We start from the raw sequence: 13,511 nt of genomic DNA, 5'->3' as shown, positions 1-13,511 counted from the left end.
ACGAATAGTTGTTTTTAAACCAAATTTCAATCTATATTTACTTAAATAATTATGAGAAATCTTATGAAAAAATCATTTCAGCTTAAGGCAGCATTCCTGTTTGTTTTTGCCTTATTTTTATCAGCAGCAACTTTTGCCCAGGACAAACCAGCAAGCCCGCGTGATAGCGTAAGTGGTACAGCAGCAGGTTCAACCATTACTATTAATTATGGCAGCCCATCGGTTAAAGGCCGTAAAATTTGGGGCGGTTTAGAGGCCTACGGTAAAGTATGGCGTGCAGGTGCTAATGAAGCCACCACTTTTACAACATCAAAAGATATTAAAGTTGAAGGTAAAACATTGGCTGCAGGAACCTACGGATTTTTCCTGATTCCTAACGAAAACGGCACATGGACAGCTATTTTTAACAAAGTGGCCAAACAATGGGGTGCGTTCAAATACGATGAATCAAAAGATGCACTTCGCGTAAACGTAAAAACTAAAGCAGCACCAATGCACGAAAGGTTGGTTTATACAGTTGATGCAAAAAGCTTTTGCATGTTCTGGGATAAGATCGTTGTGCCGGTTTCTGTAAAGTAAAAAATATTTAGTAACCTTATTTTCAGTGTTTAAAGCCCCCGGACAGGGGGCTTTTTTTATGCAATAGCGTCTCTTTTTAACCTCATCGTAAAGCGCTATATTTACACAACATAATGCGCAGCCCAACCAAAATAAAACCTGTACAAAAAAAAATTATCGTAATAATATTAATGGCATCGGTTATTTTTTTACTGATGTTATTTGCAGATCACCCTGCTGCCGTTGAGCATTACTACGCCAATGGTTTTTACATTGTTGTTTGCCGGGTTTTTCACTCCGTTTTAAATATATTTCCGTTTAGCATGGGCGATATTCTGTATATAGCCGTTGTTATTTATCTGATCTACGCCGTGGTGAGGTTATTTACCCTGCTGTTTAAGAAGCAGTTTCAAAAAGCAGGCAGGTTATTTTTAGGATTGATCATAGGCATCCAGGCGGGTATAGCGGCGTTTTATATTTTATGGGGGATGAATTATTTCAGATTGCCAGCTTCCGAGCGGTTTGGGCTCAGGGATACAGCTTTTACAACTGCCGATCTTAAAGCCGTAACCCGGATGCTGATAGACAGTGCCAACGTTACACGTGCGCGCCTTACACCTGCAGACTGGGCGCAGGGCAATACACGCATTTATAATACAGCCCGTCACGCTATTTATACGCTCAGCAGAGATTCTGCCAATTTCAAAGCTTACAGTCCCGATATCAAACCATCTATACTTACACCTATATTAAATTATATCGGTACATCTGGCTATTATAATCCTTTTACCTCCGAAGCCCAGGTCAATTACCAGATGCCCGTTTTTAACCGTCCCTTTGTTGTTTGCCATGAAATGTCACATCAGATGGGATATGGTGCCGAAGATGAAGCAGATTTTGCTGGTTTTATTATCGCTGTCAAATCGCACGACAGGTTATTGCGCTATTCGGCCTATCATCTTGGAGTACAAGAATTTATGCATTCGCTTGGTGCCCGTGATACAGTTGCCCATAAAGAGCTTAAAGCACTGATAAGCAAAGAAGTACGCAGCGATTACATCACCGAACGAAACTATTGGCTTGCTTACGAAAATAAGCTTGGTGCCATAAGCAGTGTTTTTTACGACAATTTTCTGAAAGCAAATAACCAGCCCCAGGGCCTCGAAACCTATAACCGCATGGTATTATTAGCTATGGCGTGGTACAGGGATAAGTGGGTTCATTAGTTCATTAGTTCATTTGTTCACTGGTTCATTAGTAAATAGTTTGTGAGTATGGTAACTACCAATAAAAATGGATAGCCTCTGTGCTAAGACTAATGAACAACTGAACAAATGAACCCGTGAACTAAAACCAATGAAATGGATAGCCTCTGTGCTAAGACTAATGAACAACTGAACAAATGAACCCGTGAACTAAAACCAATGAAATGGATAGCCTCTGTGCTAAGACTAATGAACAACTGAACAAATGAACCAGTGAACTAAAACCAATAAAATGGATAGCCTCTGTGCTAAGACTAACGAACAACTGAACTAATGAACCAGTGAACTAAAACCAATAAAATGGATAGCCTCTGTGCTAAGACTAATGAACAACTGAACTAATGAACCAGTGAACCAAAAAAAAATGCGTTCCGTATCTCACCCCGGAACGCACACAATATCACGTCTCAAATGATATTGAATCAACTAAATCTCAGATATCATATTAAATATATACCTAAGCTCTTTATATTCAGATACCGTATTGCTTGCCGGTACAGAAAAGACATTAACAATTAACTACACCGCTTTGGCAGTATAGAATAATTACCTCCAAAAAACCGATTGTGAATAGTTGAATAAAAACGGCGGTGCGATGTAATTATTATGAATTAATCTCCAAATTTACCTCAAAATCTTTAAAAAGTATCGTTTTCTTCACATTTACATAGATAATTTACTTAGTAAAATTGCTGTTACCATGAAAGTTAATTTAAGCATCGTTTTAATGTTTCTTCCAGCTTTGGTTTTTGCTCAAAAAATTAATCATAAGGAAATAAAGCGGGCAGAAATGTTAGCCAAAACTGTAACCATTATTCGGGATAATTGGGGAGTTCCTCATATCTATGGAAAAACAGATGCCTCGGTTGTTTTTGGATTGATGTATACCGAATGCGAGGATAATTTTAAAGGTATCGAACGCAATTACCTTTACCAGTTGGGCAAACAGGCCGAAGTTGACGGTGAGGCTAATTTATATACCGACGTGCAATTGCAATTAATAGCCGATAGCGCCGATGCCATTAAAGATTATAAGGCAAGCGCCCCCTGGTTTCGAAAATTATTGGATGCTTTTGCCGATGGTGTCAACTACTATTTATACAAACATCCGGAAATAAAGCCGCAGGTATTTAAGCATTTTGAGCCTTGGTATGCGCTGATGTTTACCGACGGTAGCGTTGCTGCTACCGAAACCGGAAGCCTTAAGCTAAGCGAAACCAAAGATTTTTACAGCGCTGATCCCGAAAAACTGGGTGCGCTAAGCAGCAAGCAGGAAAAAGATAGTTACAATATGGTAAATGAGCGCGAAACAGGGTCAAATGGTTTCGCCATATCACCATCAAGATCGGCCTCGGGGCACGCTTTATTGTATATCAACCCCCATGTTCCGTTTTATTTCCGAAGTGAGGTGGAGCTGGTAAGCAACGAGGGGCTTAATGCTTATGGCGCTGTTACATGGGGACAATTTTTTATTTACCAGGGCTTTAACCAGCATTGCGGCTGGATGCATACCAGCTCTTATGCTGACGTGGCCGATTTGTACGCCGAAAAGGTGAGCAAGAAGGATGGCAAATGGTATTATGAATATGATGGTAAATTAAGACCGGTTGTCACCCGTAACCTATCCTTCAAAATAAAAAAAGGCGCTGAGGTTGAACAACGATCTATAACCGGTTATTATACCCACCACGGCCCGGTATTAGGTGCCAGGGATGGCAGGTGGCTTACGCTTAAAGCTAACAACCGCTCGTACAACGCCCTGGTTGAGTCATGGTTGATAACAAAAGCCAATAACCTGGCTGAATATAAAAGAGCCATGAACCTGGTATCAAATGCTACCAATAGTACAGTTTATGCTGATGATAAAGGGAACACCATTTTTTGGTATGGAAATTTCATCCCTAAACGTAATCCTGATTATGACTGGAGTTTACCGGTTGACGGCAGCACTTCGGCTACCGAATGGCGGGGTGTACATAAACTGAGCGAGATCATTACTATTGCTAATCCGGCTACCGGCTGGATCCAGAATTGTAATTCTACACCGTATACTGCGTCTGGTACTTCAAGTCCGGATAAAAACAGATATCCTGCTTACATGGCACCCGATGGCGAAAACTACCGGGCTATAACAGCAATCAGGATCCTGAAAGATGCAAAGAACCTTACGCTTGACGGCCTCGTAGCTAAAGGCTATGATCATTACCTTGCAGCTTTTGATGATCTGCTGCCATCTCTTTTTAAAGCTTATGAGGCCGCCCCCGATTCAACAAAACATGCACTGGCCCAACCGATAGAGATACTTCAGCAATGGGACAGGAATACGGCGATCCATTCTGTAGCCAGTTCACTTGCTATAGAATGGGGCTCCTTAATGGTAAAGGCCCTGCCTCCGCCTAAAACTGACCAGGAGAGTACATTTATTATCAACCGCTTTCAAACACTGGCTAAAACTATAAGCCCCGCACAGCAATTAGCATGGTTAAGCGACGTTGTTAAAGATTTGCAAACTCGGTTTGGTACCTGGAAAGTGGAGTGGGGGGATATGAACCGCTACCAGCGCCCTGGCGATGGCATTAGCTTTGATGATAATAAACCAAGTATCCCTGTTGGTTTAACCGGTTCAGGCTTCGGTCAGCTGCCATCGTTCCAAAGTCGTACCATGAATACTAACAGGCGCTATGGATATTCGGGTAATAGTTTTATCGCTGTTGTGGAATTTGGTGCACGGTTAAAAGCCAAAAGCATTGTAAACGGTGGAAGCTCCTTTGATCCTGCATCAAAAAATTTTACTGATCAGGAGCAGGGTATTATTGATGGTAAGTTTAAAGATGTGCTATTTTATAAAAAAGATGTTTTAAAACACGCCATGCGTACTTATCATCCCGGCGATTATTTTAAGTAGTAAAAAAAGTATATTTGGTAAGTTAAAAAATGAAAAGGACCCTATTAATTGCCTTATTGCTGTTTTGCAGTGCAACCGTGTTTGCCCAAAGCATAACTATTAATGATTTGGCAAATATCTCCAACCTGTCTAACGCCGAAGCCCATAATTATCTTACCCTTGGTAAAAAATTCAAACGCCAGTATATCCAGGAGGTTGACGGAAACAGCGTTGAACACCTGAATAAGGTAGGTGCTGATAACAAGGAAGAAACTATTGTGATTGGCGTCGGCAGCAAGCTTAGCAGCGGGACAATATTGCGTACCGTAACTTATGCCACCTCCACATCGCAGCACATTATTAATTTAATAGGCCAGGCAAAGCACATGGGGCTCATTATGAAACTCCATGGTTCCGATGCCAAAAATGATATCTATCTTTTCGATAACGATTTTTTCCATATCGTTATATTCCTCAATCATGATAATATTTCCGGCTCCGTTGAGGTGCACCAGAAAGAGTATTTAGGGTTTGATTGAGGAATAAAGATATGCCTGTAATTTAACTCCGACATTAGGGGCGGGGCACTATTTTCCTCTCCCCAGCCACAGCAACGAATTGATGATCAGCTTATCCACATCGGCATTTTCAAAGGTTTGGGAAAGCTCTTTGTTGGTACCACCATCATAGTCCATGGCATTATGACCAATGTTGAAATAAACCATACGGTAGTTTTTGTTTGTCCAGGCTACGGGATAGTAGCCGCTATGCCAGATCTCGTATTGTTTTGGACCGGTGCCTAAGGGGAAACTTGTTGAATCGACCGCCAGCAGGATATCAATATTGGGATTTTTGCGAAGGTCATGCTCCCAGCGGTACCATTCGTTAGGGTTTGTTTTAAAAGTTACCGGCAATCCTTTGGTTACGGGATGATTGGGATCTTCCACATGTAAAATAGCAGGCGTTGGATGCCATGTATTACTTACATATTGCCCCGAACCTAAAAACTCGTTATGGTACCAATCCCAATTTTGCGGAAAATCAGATGGGGTAAGCGCAAAGGCCGAAAAGTGGAACCCCATCCAGGCGCCGCCCTTTTTCATATATTGCTCAAAAGCCGCACGTTGTTCCGGGTTATCGGCACGGGTATCTAAAAATATTACCACCTGGTATTTGGCTAAAAACTCGGGGTTCATATTAGCCCAGTTATTGGTGCTGTCGTAAGTAAAGTTATACTTTTTGGCCATAGCCGGAAACCAACGATTAGCCTCGTGCATAAAGCTGATATGAGCCAGGTCATTCCGGCCGGTATAAAAGGCTATTACTTTGAAATTCTTTTTGCTTTGGGCGTTAACATTTACCGCCGTAAAAACAGCCATAACGATGAGAGCCACAAACAGTGCCACCCTGTTAATCGTAGTTCGGTTGATCATAATAATCGTGTTTTTATAATTGTGATCATAAAACTAAAGGATTTGGTTTTATGATGTTAAGAAAACGATGTAATGAGAGGTGATGTAGGGGCGGTTAGATGCTGGCGGTAAAAACGCCAACCACAAGCCAAATAAATTATGTCATTGCGAGGAACGGAAATGGGAAAAGCGCCGGGGCGACGTGGCAATCTCGTAGCTATACAGGGCGGACATGCATTGGCTACGAGATTGCCGCGCTGCGCTCGCAATGACATATTTTTACCACCTTGTTATTATCTTGCGCTCGTTTGCAAAGAGCGCAAGATATGGTTTGGCGATTGCATCGCCCGTTGCGTTATAAACGCAAACCCAGCTGCGCACTCGTTACAAACGAGCGCGATTTTTTTGCCTTTCCCCTTGTCCGTGTCCCCACGGGCAATATACATATCACAACACCATCTGCTCAAATAACCTGTTCAGCGTAGCCTCCGCATCAACACACAAGCCCGGATGTACCTTTGATGCCTGCACCACTGTACTGCGCGTAGCTGTGAGCCATCTAAAACGTGAGGGCTGATCAAGCTGCGCTATTGGACCTGCATCTTTTTCGCCGTTGCAGATGCGCTGAAGTGAATTGATATTTTCCTTCAGGCAGTCCAGATCTAAATCACAACAGAAAGCGGCCAACCGCTCGTCATCTGGCTTGAACAGCACTTTTAAAAACTTTTGTTTGGGACAAAACAGGATCACCCCGATGTTGATAAACTCTTCGCGCTCCACCCTTGGTACAACGCGGATAACGGCGTACTCAAATACCTGCATATAGGGCTTGTTTAGCGGCTGTAACAAATACATCTGAGGCGGCCAGCCGGGTTATCAAAAACTCAGCATATATATTCCGTACCTCATCAGGCGTTTCTTCAAAATCTCTGTAGGTGACCCACTCATCAGGAATCAACGCTACAATATCGTGGATCTTTTCAGGTGTTAGTATTGCCTTAAATTCAGCATCAACCATATCCAGCTGGGTGGCGCGAGGTAACAGCACATGATCTTTCACCTGCAAAAACGGACGCGTGGCCATTTCCTCCCAGTTATGCCATGAGTGATGGAAATACAGCGCTGCTCCGTTGTCAATCATCCACAGTTCCTTATGCCATATCAGCATGTTGGTATTGCGGGCGGTACGGTCTACATTGGTAAGCAGGCAATCGAACCATACTATTTGCGAAGCCAGTTTGGAGTCAACCACGGTAACTGCCGGATCAAAGGTAATAGCGCCCGACAAATAATGCAGCGCCAGGTTAAGGCCTACGCTGAATTTCAGCAGGTCCTGGATCTCTTCATCAGCTTCTGAGCGACCGAATGCTTCATCAAGATTGGCAAAAACCAACTCGGGCACTTTAAACCCAAGCAAACGGGCTATTTCACCGCCAATAAGTTCGGCAATGAGGGCTTTTACCCCCTGGCCCGCTCCACGGAATTTCAGTACATATAAAAACTCGTCGTCAGCTTCGGCAATGGCCGGTAGTGACCCGCCCTCACGCAACGGCGTTACGTAACGGATCACGTTAACGGTGCGGAGCTGTGGTGGTGTATAATTCATAGTTTCCAATTAAACAAAAACCAGCGTTAGGGATTGTAGCGGATACCGGCCCCGAGCGTAATGCCTGCAGGCGTATGAGCGGAAAGCCCGGGTCGCAGGCAACGCCCAATTAATTGAGCTTAGGTTCTAAACAACATACATTCGCCGCTCAATTGCCGCGGTGGCTGTTACTTTTGTCTTGATACAAAAGTAACCAAAAACTGAAGCGCAGCGAAACTCATGAGCACCGATAAAAGAAAATAATGAGCGAATAAATCAAGTCAGCAGAGAGGTTTCTTTGCCGCACTCGCCAGCCCTCAATTCCCAACGCTGGCCTTGCCCTGCAAAGCGGCCAGAACCACGGGCTGCAAAAAGTTGCCCCACTTCGATCACTCCATCCCCATACTTCTGCAAATATTTGCTATGCCCCTACAGCCGCACCGCCCTGCATTGTTCTGCCCGCTTTCATCCGAAACTTATCTGCTGACGAATAAGCTCACGGTTTTAAACAATCATTCGTCTAAAAAAGAGAATCCGATTAATCCTAAAATCCCAAAAATCACAGTTGGAAAAAATCAGTGTAATCAAAATCAATCGGTGTAATCCCAAAAAATAAAATCAACGAAATCAGCGAAATCATTTTTTTTCCAATCAACGGTCCCTGTTGACATAGGGCTGTCATTACCCTGCCGTTACTTTACATCAGAAAACAAAAACACAACACTTATGGACACTTTGAAATCGTTATTGGAAGAGATGGAGCAGGAAGCTCAAACCACCGAAAAAATGCTGAGCCGCATCCCCGACGATAAATACCAATGGAAACCGCACGCAAAAAGCATGACCATTGAACAACTCTCTACCCATATTGCCGAGCTGCCTACCTGGGTGAGCCTGACCCTACATACCGATGGACTTGATTTTGCCACCGCGCCCTATGAACCTAAAAAGGTAAGCGGTACAGCTGATTTGCTGAAGCTATTTGAAGATTCGTTGGCTGATGGGTATTCAAACCTGCAAAAAGCGGATATCAGTACATTTGATAAGATCTGGACTTTACGTAATGGCGAACAGATCCTTAATCAACGTACAAAGGCAGAAGTGATCAGGATGACCTATTGCCAGATTGTTCATCACAGGGCACAATTAGGAGTTTATTTACGTTTGCTGGATATCCCTATTCCGGGAAGTTACGGCCCAAGTGCCGACGAGCAGGGCTTATAGAAGAAGAAAGAAGGTCAGTTAAAATACAAAAGCAAAGCGGGCAACAAAGGCAAGCTTTGCTTTTGTATGTTTTTGCACTCAACTACGGTGCTTGGAGAGCTTGCCTGTATTAATTTCTTCCAGGAAGCCATTTTCGTTAATAGCATATCGGGCCTCAGAGGTATCGGTATCTATTTTGTAATTAACGGTCTTTACTTTTTTGTTCCTGATCCTTTTGCCAAAAATGAACATCGGCAAAATGAAAACCGCAAGCAGGACTACAACTTGTAACAGGGTTGTGTACATAACGTCTAACATAAAAATTTAAGTCTGATTGGTACCTATATAACGTTATCGGGGGCCAAATGGTTCACCTTTTTTAGTGATATTTTGCATCAATCATATATAAGCATAGCTAAATGTGTGCCATACTTGTATCAGACGTTGTATGTTACCTTAATATTACATTTAAGCTGATATTTAATTGATTTATAATGAAATGAGCAAAATGTTATGCTATCATATTGATAATAGTGACTATCGTTTTGAAATAAATAATATACAGTACAGTTTAGTGATTTTAGTACAGTAGGGAGGTGTCGTGAAAAGGCGAAATTTGACGGTTTAGAAAGCTCTAAAAATGTCATTGCGAGCGCAGCGTGGCAATCTCGTAGCCAATGCATGTTCGCCTGCATAGCTACGAGATTGCTTCGTCGTTCCTCCTCAGCAATGACATCAGTTTTTTATTAGCTTGGGAAGCGGCCGTGAGGACACGGCAGCGGGTAATTTATTTTTATCCCCCGATCCGTGGGGACACGGATCGCGTCATCAATTTATAAACCGTAAAACGCTATGGCGTTCCCGCCAAAAAAAAGCTGCCGCTCCGTTCCGGAAAGCTTTTCAGTATAAAGGTTCATTACCTCCATAGTTTTTTCGTAGCCACCGGCAAGTAGGCATACTGGCCAGTCGGAACCGAACATTACCCGGCCGATACCGAAAGCATTAAATACAATATCGATGTAAGGAATAAAATCGGCAGCCGGGGTATTGTGCCAGTCGGCTTCGGTGAGCAGGGCGGATACTTTGCAATACACATTTTGATAACTTGCCAGCTTTTCGATATCCTGTTTCCATCCGTCAATTTTGCCAGCTTTGATATATGGCTTAGCCATGTGGTCGAGCACAAACTTTTGATCAGGAAATTCTGCAACCAACTGCGCGGCATAAGGCAGGTGATTTGGGAAGATCAGGATATCATAGGTATATCCGTGTTTACCTAAAGCAGCAATGCCTTTTTTAAATTGCGGGCCAAGCATGTATTGCTCATCGGGTTCTGACTGTAGGATGTGCCTGAAACCTTTAAGCTTTTCGTATTTTTTAAAATGATGCAGCCTGTCTTCCAGGTCATCAGCTTTCAGATCAATCCAGCCTACAACGCCTTTGATGAAGGGGTGTACGGAAGCCAGATCTAACAGAAACTCAGTTTCTTTTTCCGACTGATCGGCCTGGACGGCAACACAGCCATCCACGCCATGTTTTTGCAATACAGGTAACAGGTCCTCAGGATAAAAATCCCGACCTATTACCTGCATATCTTCAGTGATCCAGCTGTCCCTTACCGGGTTATACTGCCAGAAATGCTGATGTGCATCAATTTTTAGCATAAGCTACCAGGTTTTGTTTTGATTCGCCCAAACCTTCAATACCTAATTCAACTACGTCGCCTGCTTTTAAATAAATCGGCGGCTTCATGCCCAAACCAACGCCTGCTGGTGTACCTGTCGAGATAATATCACCCGGCAGCAAAGTCATGAACTGGCTGGTGTAGGAGATGAGGTGAGGAAGGTTAAATATAAAGTTTGAGGTAGTGCCATCCTGCATGGTTTCGCCATTAACTTTCAACCACAGGCGCAGATTATGCGGATCGGCAATTTCATCAGGTGTAGCTAAAAACGGGCCAAGCGGTGCAAAGGTATCGCAACCTTTACCTTTATCCCAGGTACCGTTACGCTCCAGCTGAAACTCGCGCTCGCTTACGTCATTGTGCAATACGTAACCGGCAACGTAGTCCATTGCTTCAGCTTCTTCAACATATGATGCTTTTTTGCCGATAACTACGGCAAGCTCCACTTCCCAATCTGTTTTAACCGAGTTTTTAGGGATCATGATATCATCAAACGGGCCAACAATAGCGGTAGTTGATTTCATGAAGATCACCGGCTCCGGTGGGAGAGGGGCGTTAGTTTCCTTAGCATGGTCGGCATAGTTCAAACCAATACAAACCAGTTTTGAGGGACGGGCGATAGGGCTTCCTAAGCGCACATCTTCGGCAACTTCAGGCAGTAGGTTATCTTTTATAAAGTCGGCAAGGCGGCTAAGTCCATTGGTTTCAAAAAATTGTTCGGTGTAGTCTTCTCCGAAGGCAGACACATCGTATTTTTTATCATTCAGAATAACTCCTGGTTTCTCTTTTCCTATCTCGCCAAATCTTATAAGTTTCATATTGTTGTTGTATTAGTTAGTTGTCAGTTTAATAATAGTGTCGGCAGGGTCGGTTGCTACACCGTTAAGATATACAAACACGCCCTCGGTTTGTTGTTTAAATTTTACCGCAGTACCATCGGCCAGTAAAGCCGCTTTTGTCACTTTGCCTTTTAATTGCGGAATGAAAACATATGGTTGCTGCGATGGCGTCATCACATGCACATACAGGTTTTTATCTTTTTGCGTGATAACGCCCCAAGGCTGTGCCGGAATACCGCTACCGCGGGTACCGTAAATAGCTTCGCCGTTTTTTTGCACCCATGCGCCAACAATAGCCAACGTATCGGTAAATTCAGGCTGGATCTTTCCATTAGGCATGGGGCCAATGTTCAATAAAAAGTTGGCATTTAAACCTGCGGCGTTAACCAGGTAATGGATGATGCGTTTGGATGATTTAAAGCTCCTGTCGGTAATGTTAAAGCCCCAGCTGTTGTTAATGGTTTCGCAGGTTTCCAGAGGCAGGGCACCTATTTTTGATTTACCGCTGAAACCGGTAGTATTGGCTCCGGGCAAATCCTTTTCAAACATCTGAAAGTCTTCTCCTTCTTTTGGTTCGAGGTGATGGTTATTGCCGACCAGTATGGCAGGGTTCAGTTTATGGATCAACCCATAAATCTCATCATAATGCCAGTTAACATCGCGCTCCCAATGGCCATCAAACCAAATGCCTTTTACGCCGGGATATTTGGTGATCAATTCGGTAAGCTGGGCTTTCATGAAATTGATGTAGCTGTCCCAGTCGCCGTTTACCGGTTTGCCATCGGCAATAGGACTACCGAAAGCATAATCCTTGCGGCCCCAATCCAGCAGGGAGTAATAAAAATGTAGTTCGATGCCTTCTTTAACACATTCCTGTGCCAGTTCCATCAAGGGATCTTTATGGTAAGGCGTGGCGTCAACGATATTATATGGTGATGTCTTGGTGCCGAACATACTGAACCCATCATGATGGCGCGAAGTAATAGTGATGTACTTCATGCCCGCTTTTTTGGCAAACATCACCCATTCGTGGGCGTTAAAAGCCTGCGGATTAAAAAAATCGGCCAAGCGTTTATAGCTATCATAAGGAATATGCTTTTCGTTCATTACCCACTCGCCCGCACCAAGCTCACTGTAGATGCCCCAGTGAATAAACAGCCCGAACTTCATGTCCTGGAAGTTTTGCCTTGCAGCAAGGTTATCGGCTGTTGGCGTGTAGGTTTGAGCGCCCGCGCGTACAGCGCCGAGGAGCATCCCCATTAATAATAGCTTTTTGATCATATCAAATCAGGTTTTAGTTGTTCAGGGTGATAAAGCCGCCATCGATAGGATAATCCGTACCGGTGATGAAACCCGCTTCGTCCGAGCACAGGTACAGTGCCAATGTAGCTACTTCTTCCGGTTTGCCCATCCTGCCTATCGGCTGGCTTTTTGACAGCTTTTCAAAGATCTCTTCTTCGCGGCCCGCATAGTTTTTGGCAATAAAACCATCCACAAAAGGCGTATGCACCCTTGCCGGCGAGATACAGTTACAACGGATGTTATCATGCAGATAATCGCGCGCTACTGATAAGGTCATGGCGTGGATAGCGCCCTTGCTCATGGAATAAGCAAACCTGTCGGTGATACCTACGCTGGCTGCTATTGATGCAGTATTGAGGATCACGCCGCCGCCGTTGCTTTTTAATACCGGGATAGCTGCGTAAAGGCAGTTATAAGCGCCTTTAACATTCACGTTAAATACGCGTTCAAAATCTTCGGTACTGGTATTATCTGCGCGACCGATATGCGCTATGCCTGCATTATTGATCAGGATATCTATTTTACCTATTTTGGTAAAAGTATCAACCACCTGTTGCTGGCTGCTCACGTCGCAGGCATAGCCGGTGGCTTTTCCGCCTGCTTCGGTTATTTCTTTAACGGTATCGGCTGCTGCCTGGTCATTTAATTCGATGATATGAACTTCGGCACCTTGCTGTGCAAATAATACAGCCATAGCCTTGCCTATGCCGCTGCCGCCGCCTGTTACAATTACTGATTTATTGGTTAGTTTGAACATAAGCCCCCTCTAAATCTCCCCC

General features: G+C 43.7%; 13 protein-coding genes. 5 read left to right on the top strand and 8 right to left on the bottom strand.

The genetic code is table 11. The features are described from left to right. Nucleotides 1–63: 63 nt before the first annotated feature. From MTO98_RS24545 to MTO98_RS24530, 4 genes are all read left to right on the top strand, one after another. Entirely contained in the window at nt 64–579 is a 516-nt protein-coding gene (locus tag MTO98_RS24545; RefSeq protein ID WP_243481625.1) for a DUF2911 domain-containing protein, read from the top strand. A 170-nt stretch (nt 580–749) separates the two neighbouring features. Beyond that, nucleotides 750–1,784 (top strand): DUF3810 domain-containing protein, encoded by a 1,035-nt coding sequence (locus tag MTO98_RS24540; RefSeq protein ID WP_243481624.1) that lies wholly within the window; start codon nt 750–752, stop codon nt 1,782–1,784. Nucleotides 1,785–2,523: 739 nt separating this feature from the next. Continuing rightward, complete coding sequence (locus MTO98_RS24535) at nt 2,524–4,728, top strand: penicillin acylase family protein (RefSeq protein WP_243481623.1); 2,205 nt, start codon at nt 2,524–2,526, stop codon at nt 4,726–4,728. Between the two features lie 29 nt (nt 4,729–4,757). Further along, nucleotides 4,758–5,246, top strand: coding sequence for a hypothetical protein (locus MTO98_RS24530; protein WP_243481622.1), 489 nt, complete (start codon nt 4,758–4,760; stop codon nt 5,244–5,246). Between the two features lie 48 nt (nt 5,247–5,294). On the opposite strand, the gene MTO98_RS24525 is transcribed toward MTO98_RS24530, so the two are convergent. The 3 genes from MTO98_RS24525 to MTO98_RS24515 all read right to left on the bottom strand — a co-directional run bounded on the left by MTO98_RS24525 (nt 5,295) and on the right by MTO98_RS24515 (nt 7,725). Further along, a complete protein-coding gene (locus MTO98_RS24525) occupies nt 5,295–6,140 on the bottom strand; it encodes a ThuA domain-containing protein (RefSeq protein ID WP_243481621.1) in 846 nt (281 codons plus the stop codon). Between the two features lie 426 nt (nt 6,141–6,566). Further along, on the bottom strand, nt 6,567–6,941 hold the full coding sequence (locus MTO98_RS24520) for a DUF3037 domain-containing protein (protein WP_243481620.1): 375 nt from the start codon (nt 6,939–6,941) through the stop codon (nt 6,567–6,569). Next, nucleotides 6,928–7,725 (bottom strand): HipA family kinase, encoded by a 798-nt coding sequence (locus MTO98_RS24515; RefSeq protein ID WP_243481619.1) that lies wholly within the window; start codon nt 7,723–7,725, stop codon nt 6,928–6,930. Before MTO98_RS24515 ends, MTO98_RS24520 begins: the two co-directional genes overlap by 14 nt. Nucleotides 7,726–8,430: 705 nt before the next feature. Between MTO98_RS24515 and MTO98_RS24510 the strand changes: the two genes are divergently transcribed. Continuing rightward, entirely contained in the window at nt 8,431–8,928 is a 498-nt protein-coding gene (locus tag MTO98_RS24510) for a DinB family protein (protein ID WP_243481618.1), read from the top strand. A gap of 78 nt (nt 8,929–9,006) precedes the next feature. On the opposite strand, the gene MTO98_RS24505 is transcribed toward MTO98_RS24510, so the two are convergent. From MTO98_RS24505 to MTO98_RS24485, 5 genes are all read right to left on the bottom strand, one after another. After that, nucleotides 9,007–9,213, bottom strand: coding sequence for a hypothetical protein (locus tag MTO98_RS24505; protein ID WP_090528232.1), 207 nt, complete (start codon nt 9,211–9,213; stop codon nt 9,007–9,009). Nucleotides 9,214–9,740: 527 nt separating this feature from the next. Next, on the bottom strand, nt 9,741–10,571 hold the full coding sequence (locus tag MTO98_RS24500) for an amidohydrolase (RefSeq protein ID WP_243481617.1): 831 nt from the start codon (nt 10,569–10,571) through the stop codon (nt 9,741–9,743). Next, nucleotides 10,558–11,409, bottom strand: a complete 852-nt coding sequence (locus MTO98_RS24495; RefSeq protein WP_243481616.1) for a fumarylacetoacetate hydrolase family protein — start codon at nt 11,407–11,409, stop codon at nt 10,558–10,560. The genes MTO98_RS24500 and MTO98_RS24495 overlap by 14 nt, the downstream gene beginning before the upstream one ends. Nucleotides 11,410–11,421: 12 nt before the next feature. Next, complete coding sequence (locus MTO98_RS24490; RefSeq protein ID WP_243481615.1) at nt 11,422–12,711, bottom strand: alpha-L-fucosidase; 1,290 nt, start codon at nt 12,709–12,711, stop codon at nt 11,422–11,424. A 13-nt stretch (nt 12,712–12,724) separates the two neighbouring features. After that, the gene (locus MTO98_RS24485) at nt 12,725–13,489 is read right to left on the bottom strand and encodes an SDR family NAD(P)-dependent oxidoreductase (RefSeq protein WP_243481614.1); all 765 of its coding nucleotides are present in this window, start codon (nt 13,487–13,489) and stop codon (nt 12,725–12,727) included. Between the last annotated feature and the right edge of the window lie 22 nt (nt 13,490–13,511).

It is taken from the genome of Mucilaginibacter sp. SMC90 (assembly GCF_022811725.1).
Classification (GTDB): Bacteria; Bacteroidota; Bacteroidia; order Sphingobacteriales; family Sphingobacteriaceae; genus Mucilaginibacter.
This window is presented reverse-complemented; position numbering and strand designations above follow the sequence as displayed.

Coding starts and splice junctions, on each gene's coding strand:
- MTO98_RS24525 (WP_243481621.1), bottom strand. CDS start 6,140: ATGATCAACCGAACTACGATTAACAGGGTGGCACTGTTTGTGGCTCTC.
- MTO98_RS24500 (WP_243481617.1), bottom strand. CDS start 10,571: ATGCTAAAAATTGATGCACATCAGCATTTCTGGCAGTATAACCCGGTA.
- MTO98_RS24485 (WP_243481614.1), bottom strand. CDS start 13,489: ATGTTCAAACTAACCAATAAATCAGTAATTGTAACAGGCGGCGGCAGC.
- MTO98_RS24510 (WP_243481618.1), top strand. CDS start 8,431: ATGGACACTTTGAAATCGTTATTGGAAGAGATGGAGCAGGAAGCTCAA.
- MTO98_RS24515 (WP_243481619.1), bottom strand. CDS start 7,725: ATGAATTATACACCACCACAGCTCCGCACCGTTAACGTGATCCGTTAC.
- MTO98_RS24535 (WP_243481623.1), top strand. CDS start 2,524: ATGAAAGTTAATTTAAGCATCGTTTTAATGTTTCTTCCAGCTTTGGTT.
- MTO98_RS24490 (WP_243481615.1), bottom strand. CDS start 12,711: ATGATCAAAAAGCTATTATTAATGGGGATGCTCCTCGGCGCTGTACGC.
- MTO98_RS24505 (WP_090528232.1), bottom strand. CDS start 9,213: ATGTACACAACCCTGTTACAAGTTGTAGTCCTGCTTGCGGTTTTCATT.
- MTO98_RS24495 (WP_243481616.1), bottom strand. CDS start 11,409: ATGAAACTTATAAGATTTGGCGAGATAGGAAAAGAGAAACCAGGAGTT.
- MTO98_RS24540 (WP_243481624.1), top strand. CDS start 750: ATGGCATCGGTTATTTTTTTACTGATGTTATTTGCAGATCACCCTGCT.
- MTO98_RS24530 (WP_243481622.1), top strand. CDS start 4,758: ATGAAAAGGACCCTATTAATTGCCTTATTGCTGTTTTGCAGTGCAACC.
- MTO98_RS24545 (WP_243481625.1), top strand. CDS start 64: ATGAAAAAATCATTTCAGCTTAAGGCAGCATTCCTGTTTGTTTTTGCC.
- MTO98_RS24520 (WP_243481620.1), bottom strand. CDS start 6,941: ATGCAGGTATTTGAGTACGCCGTTATCCGCGTTGTACCAAGGGTGGAG.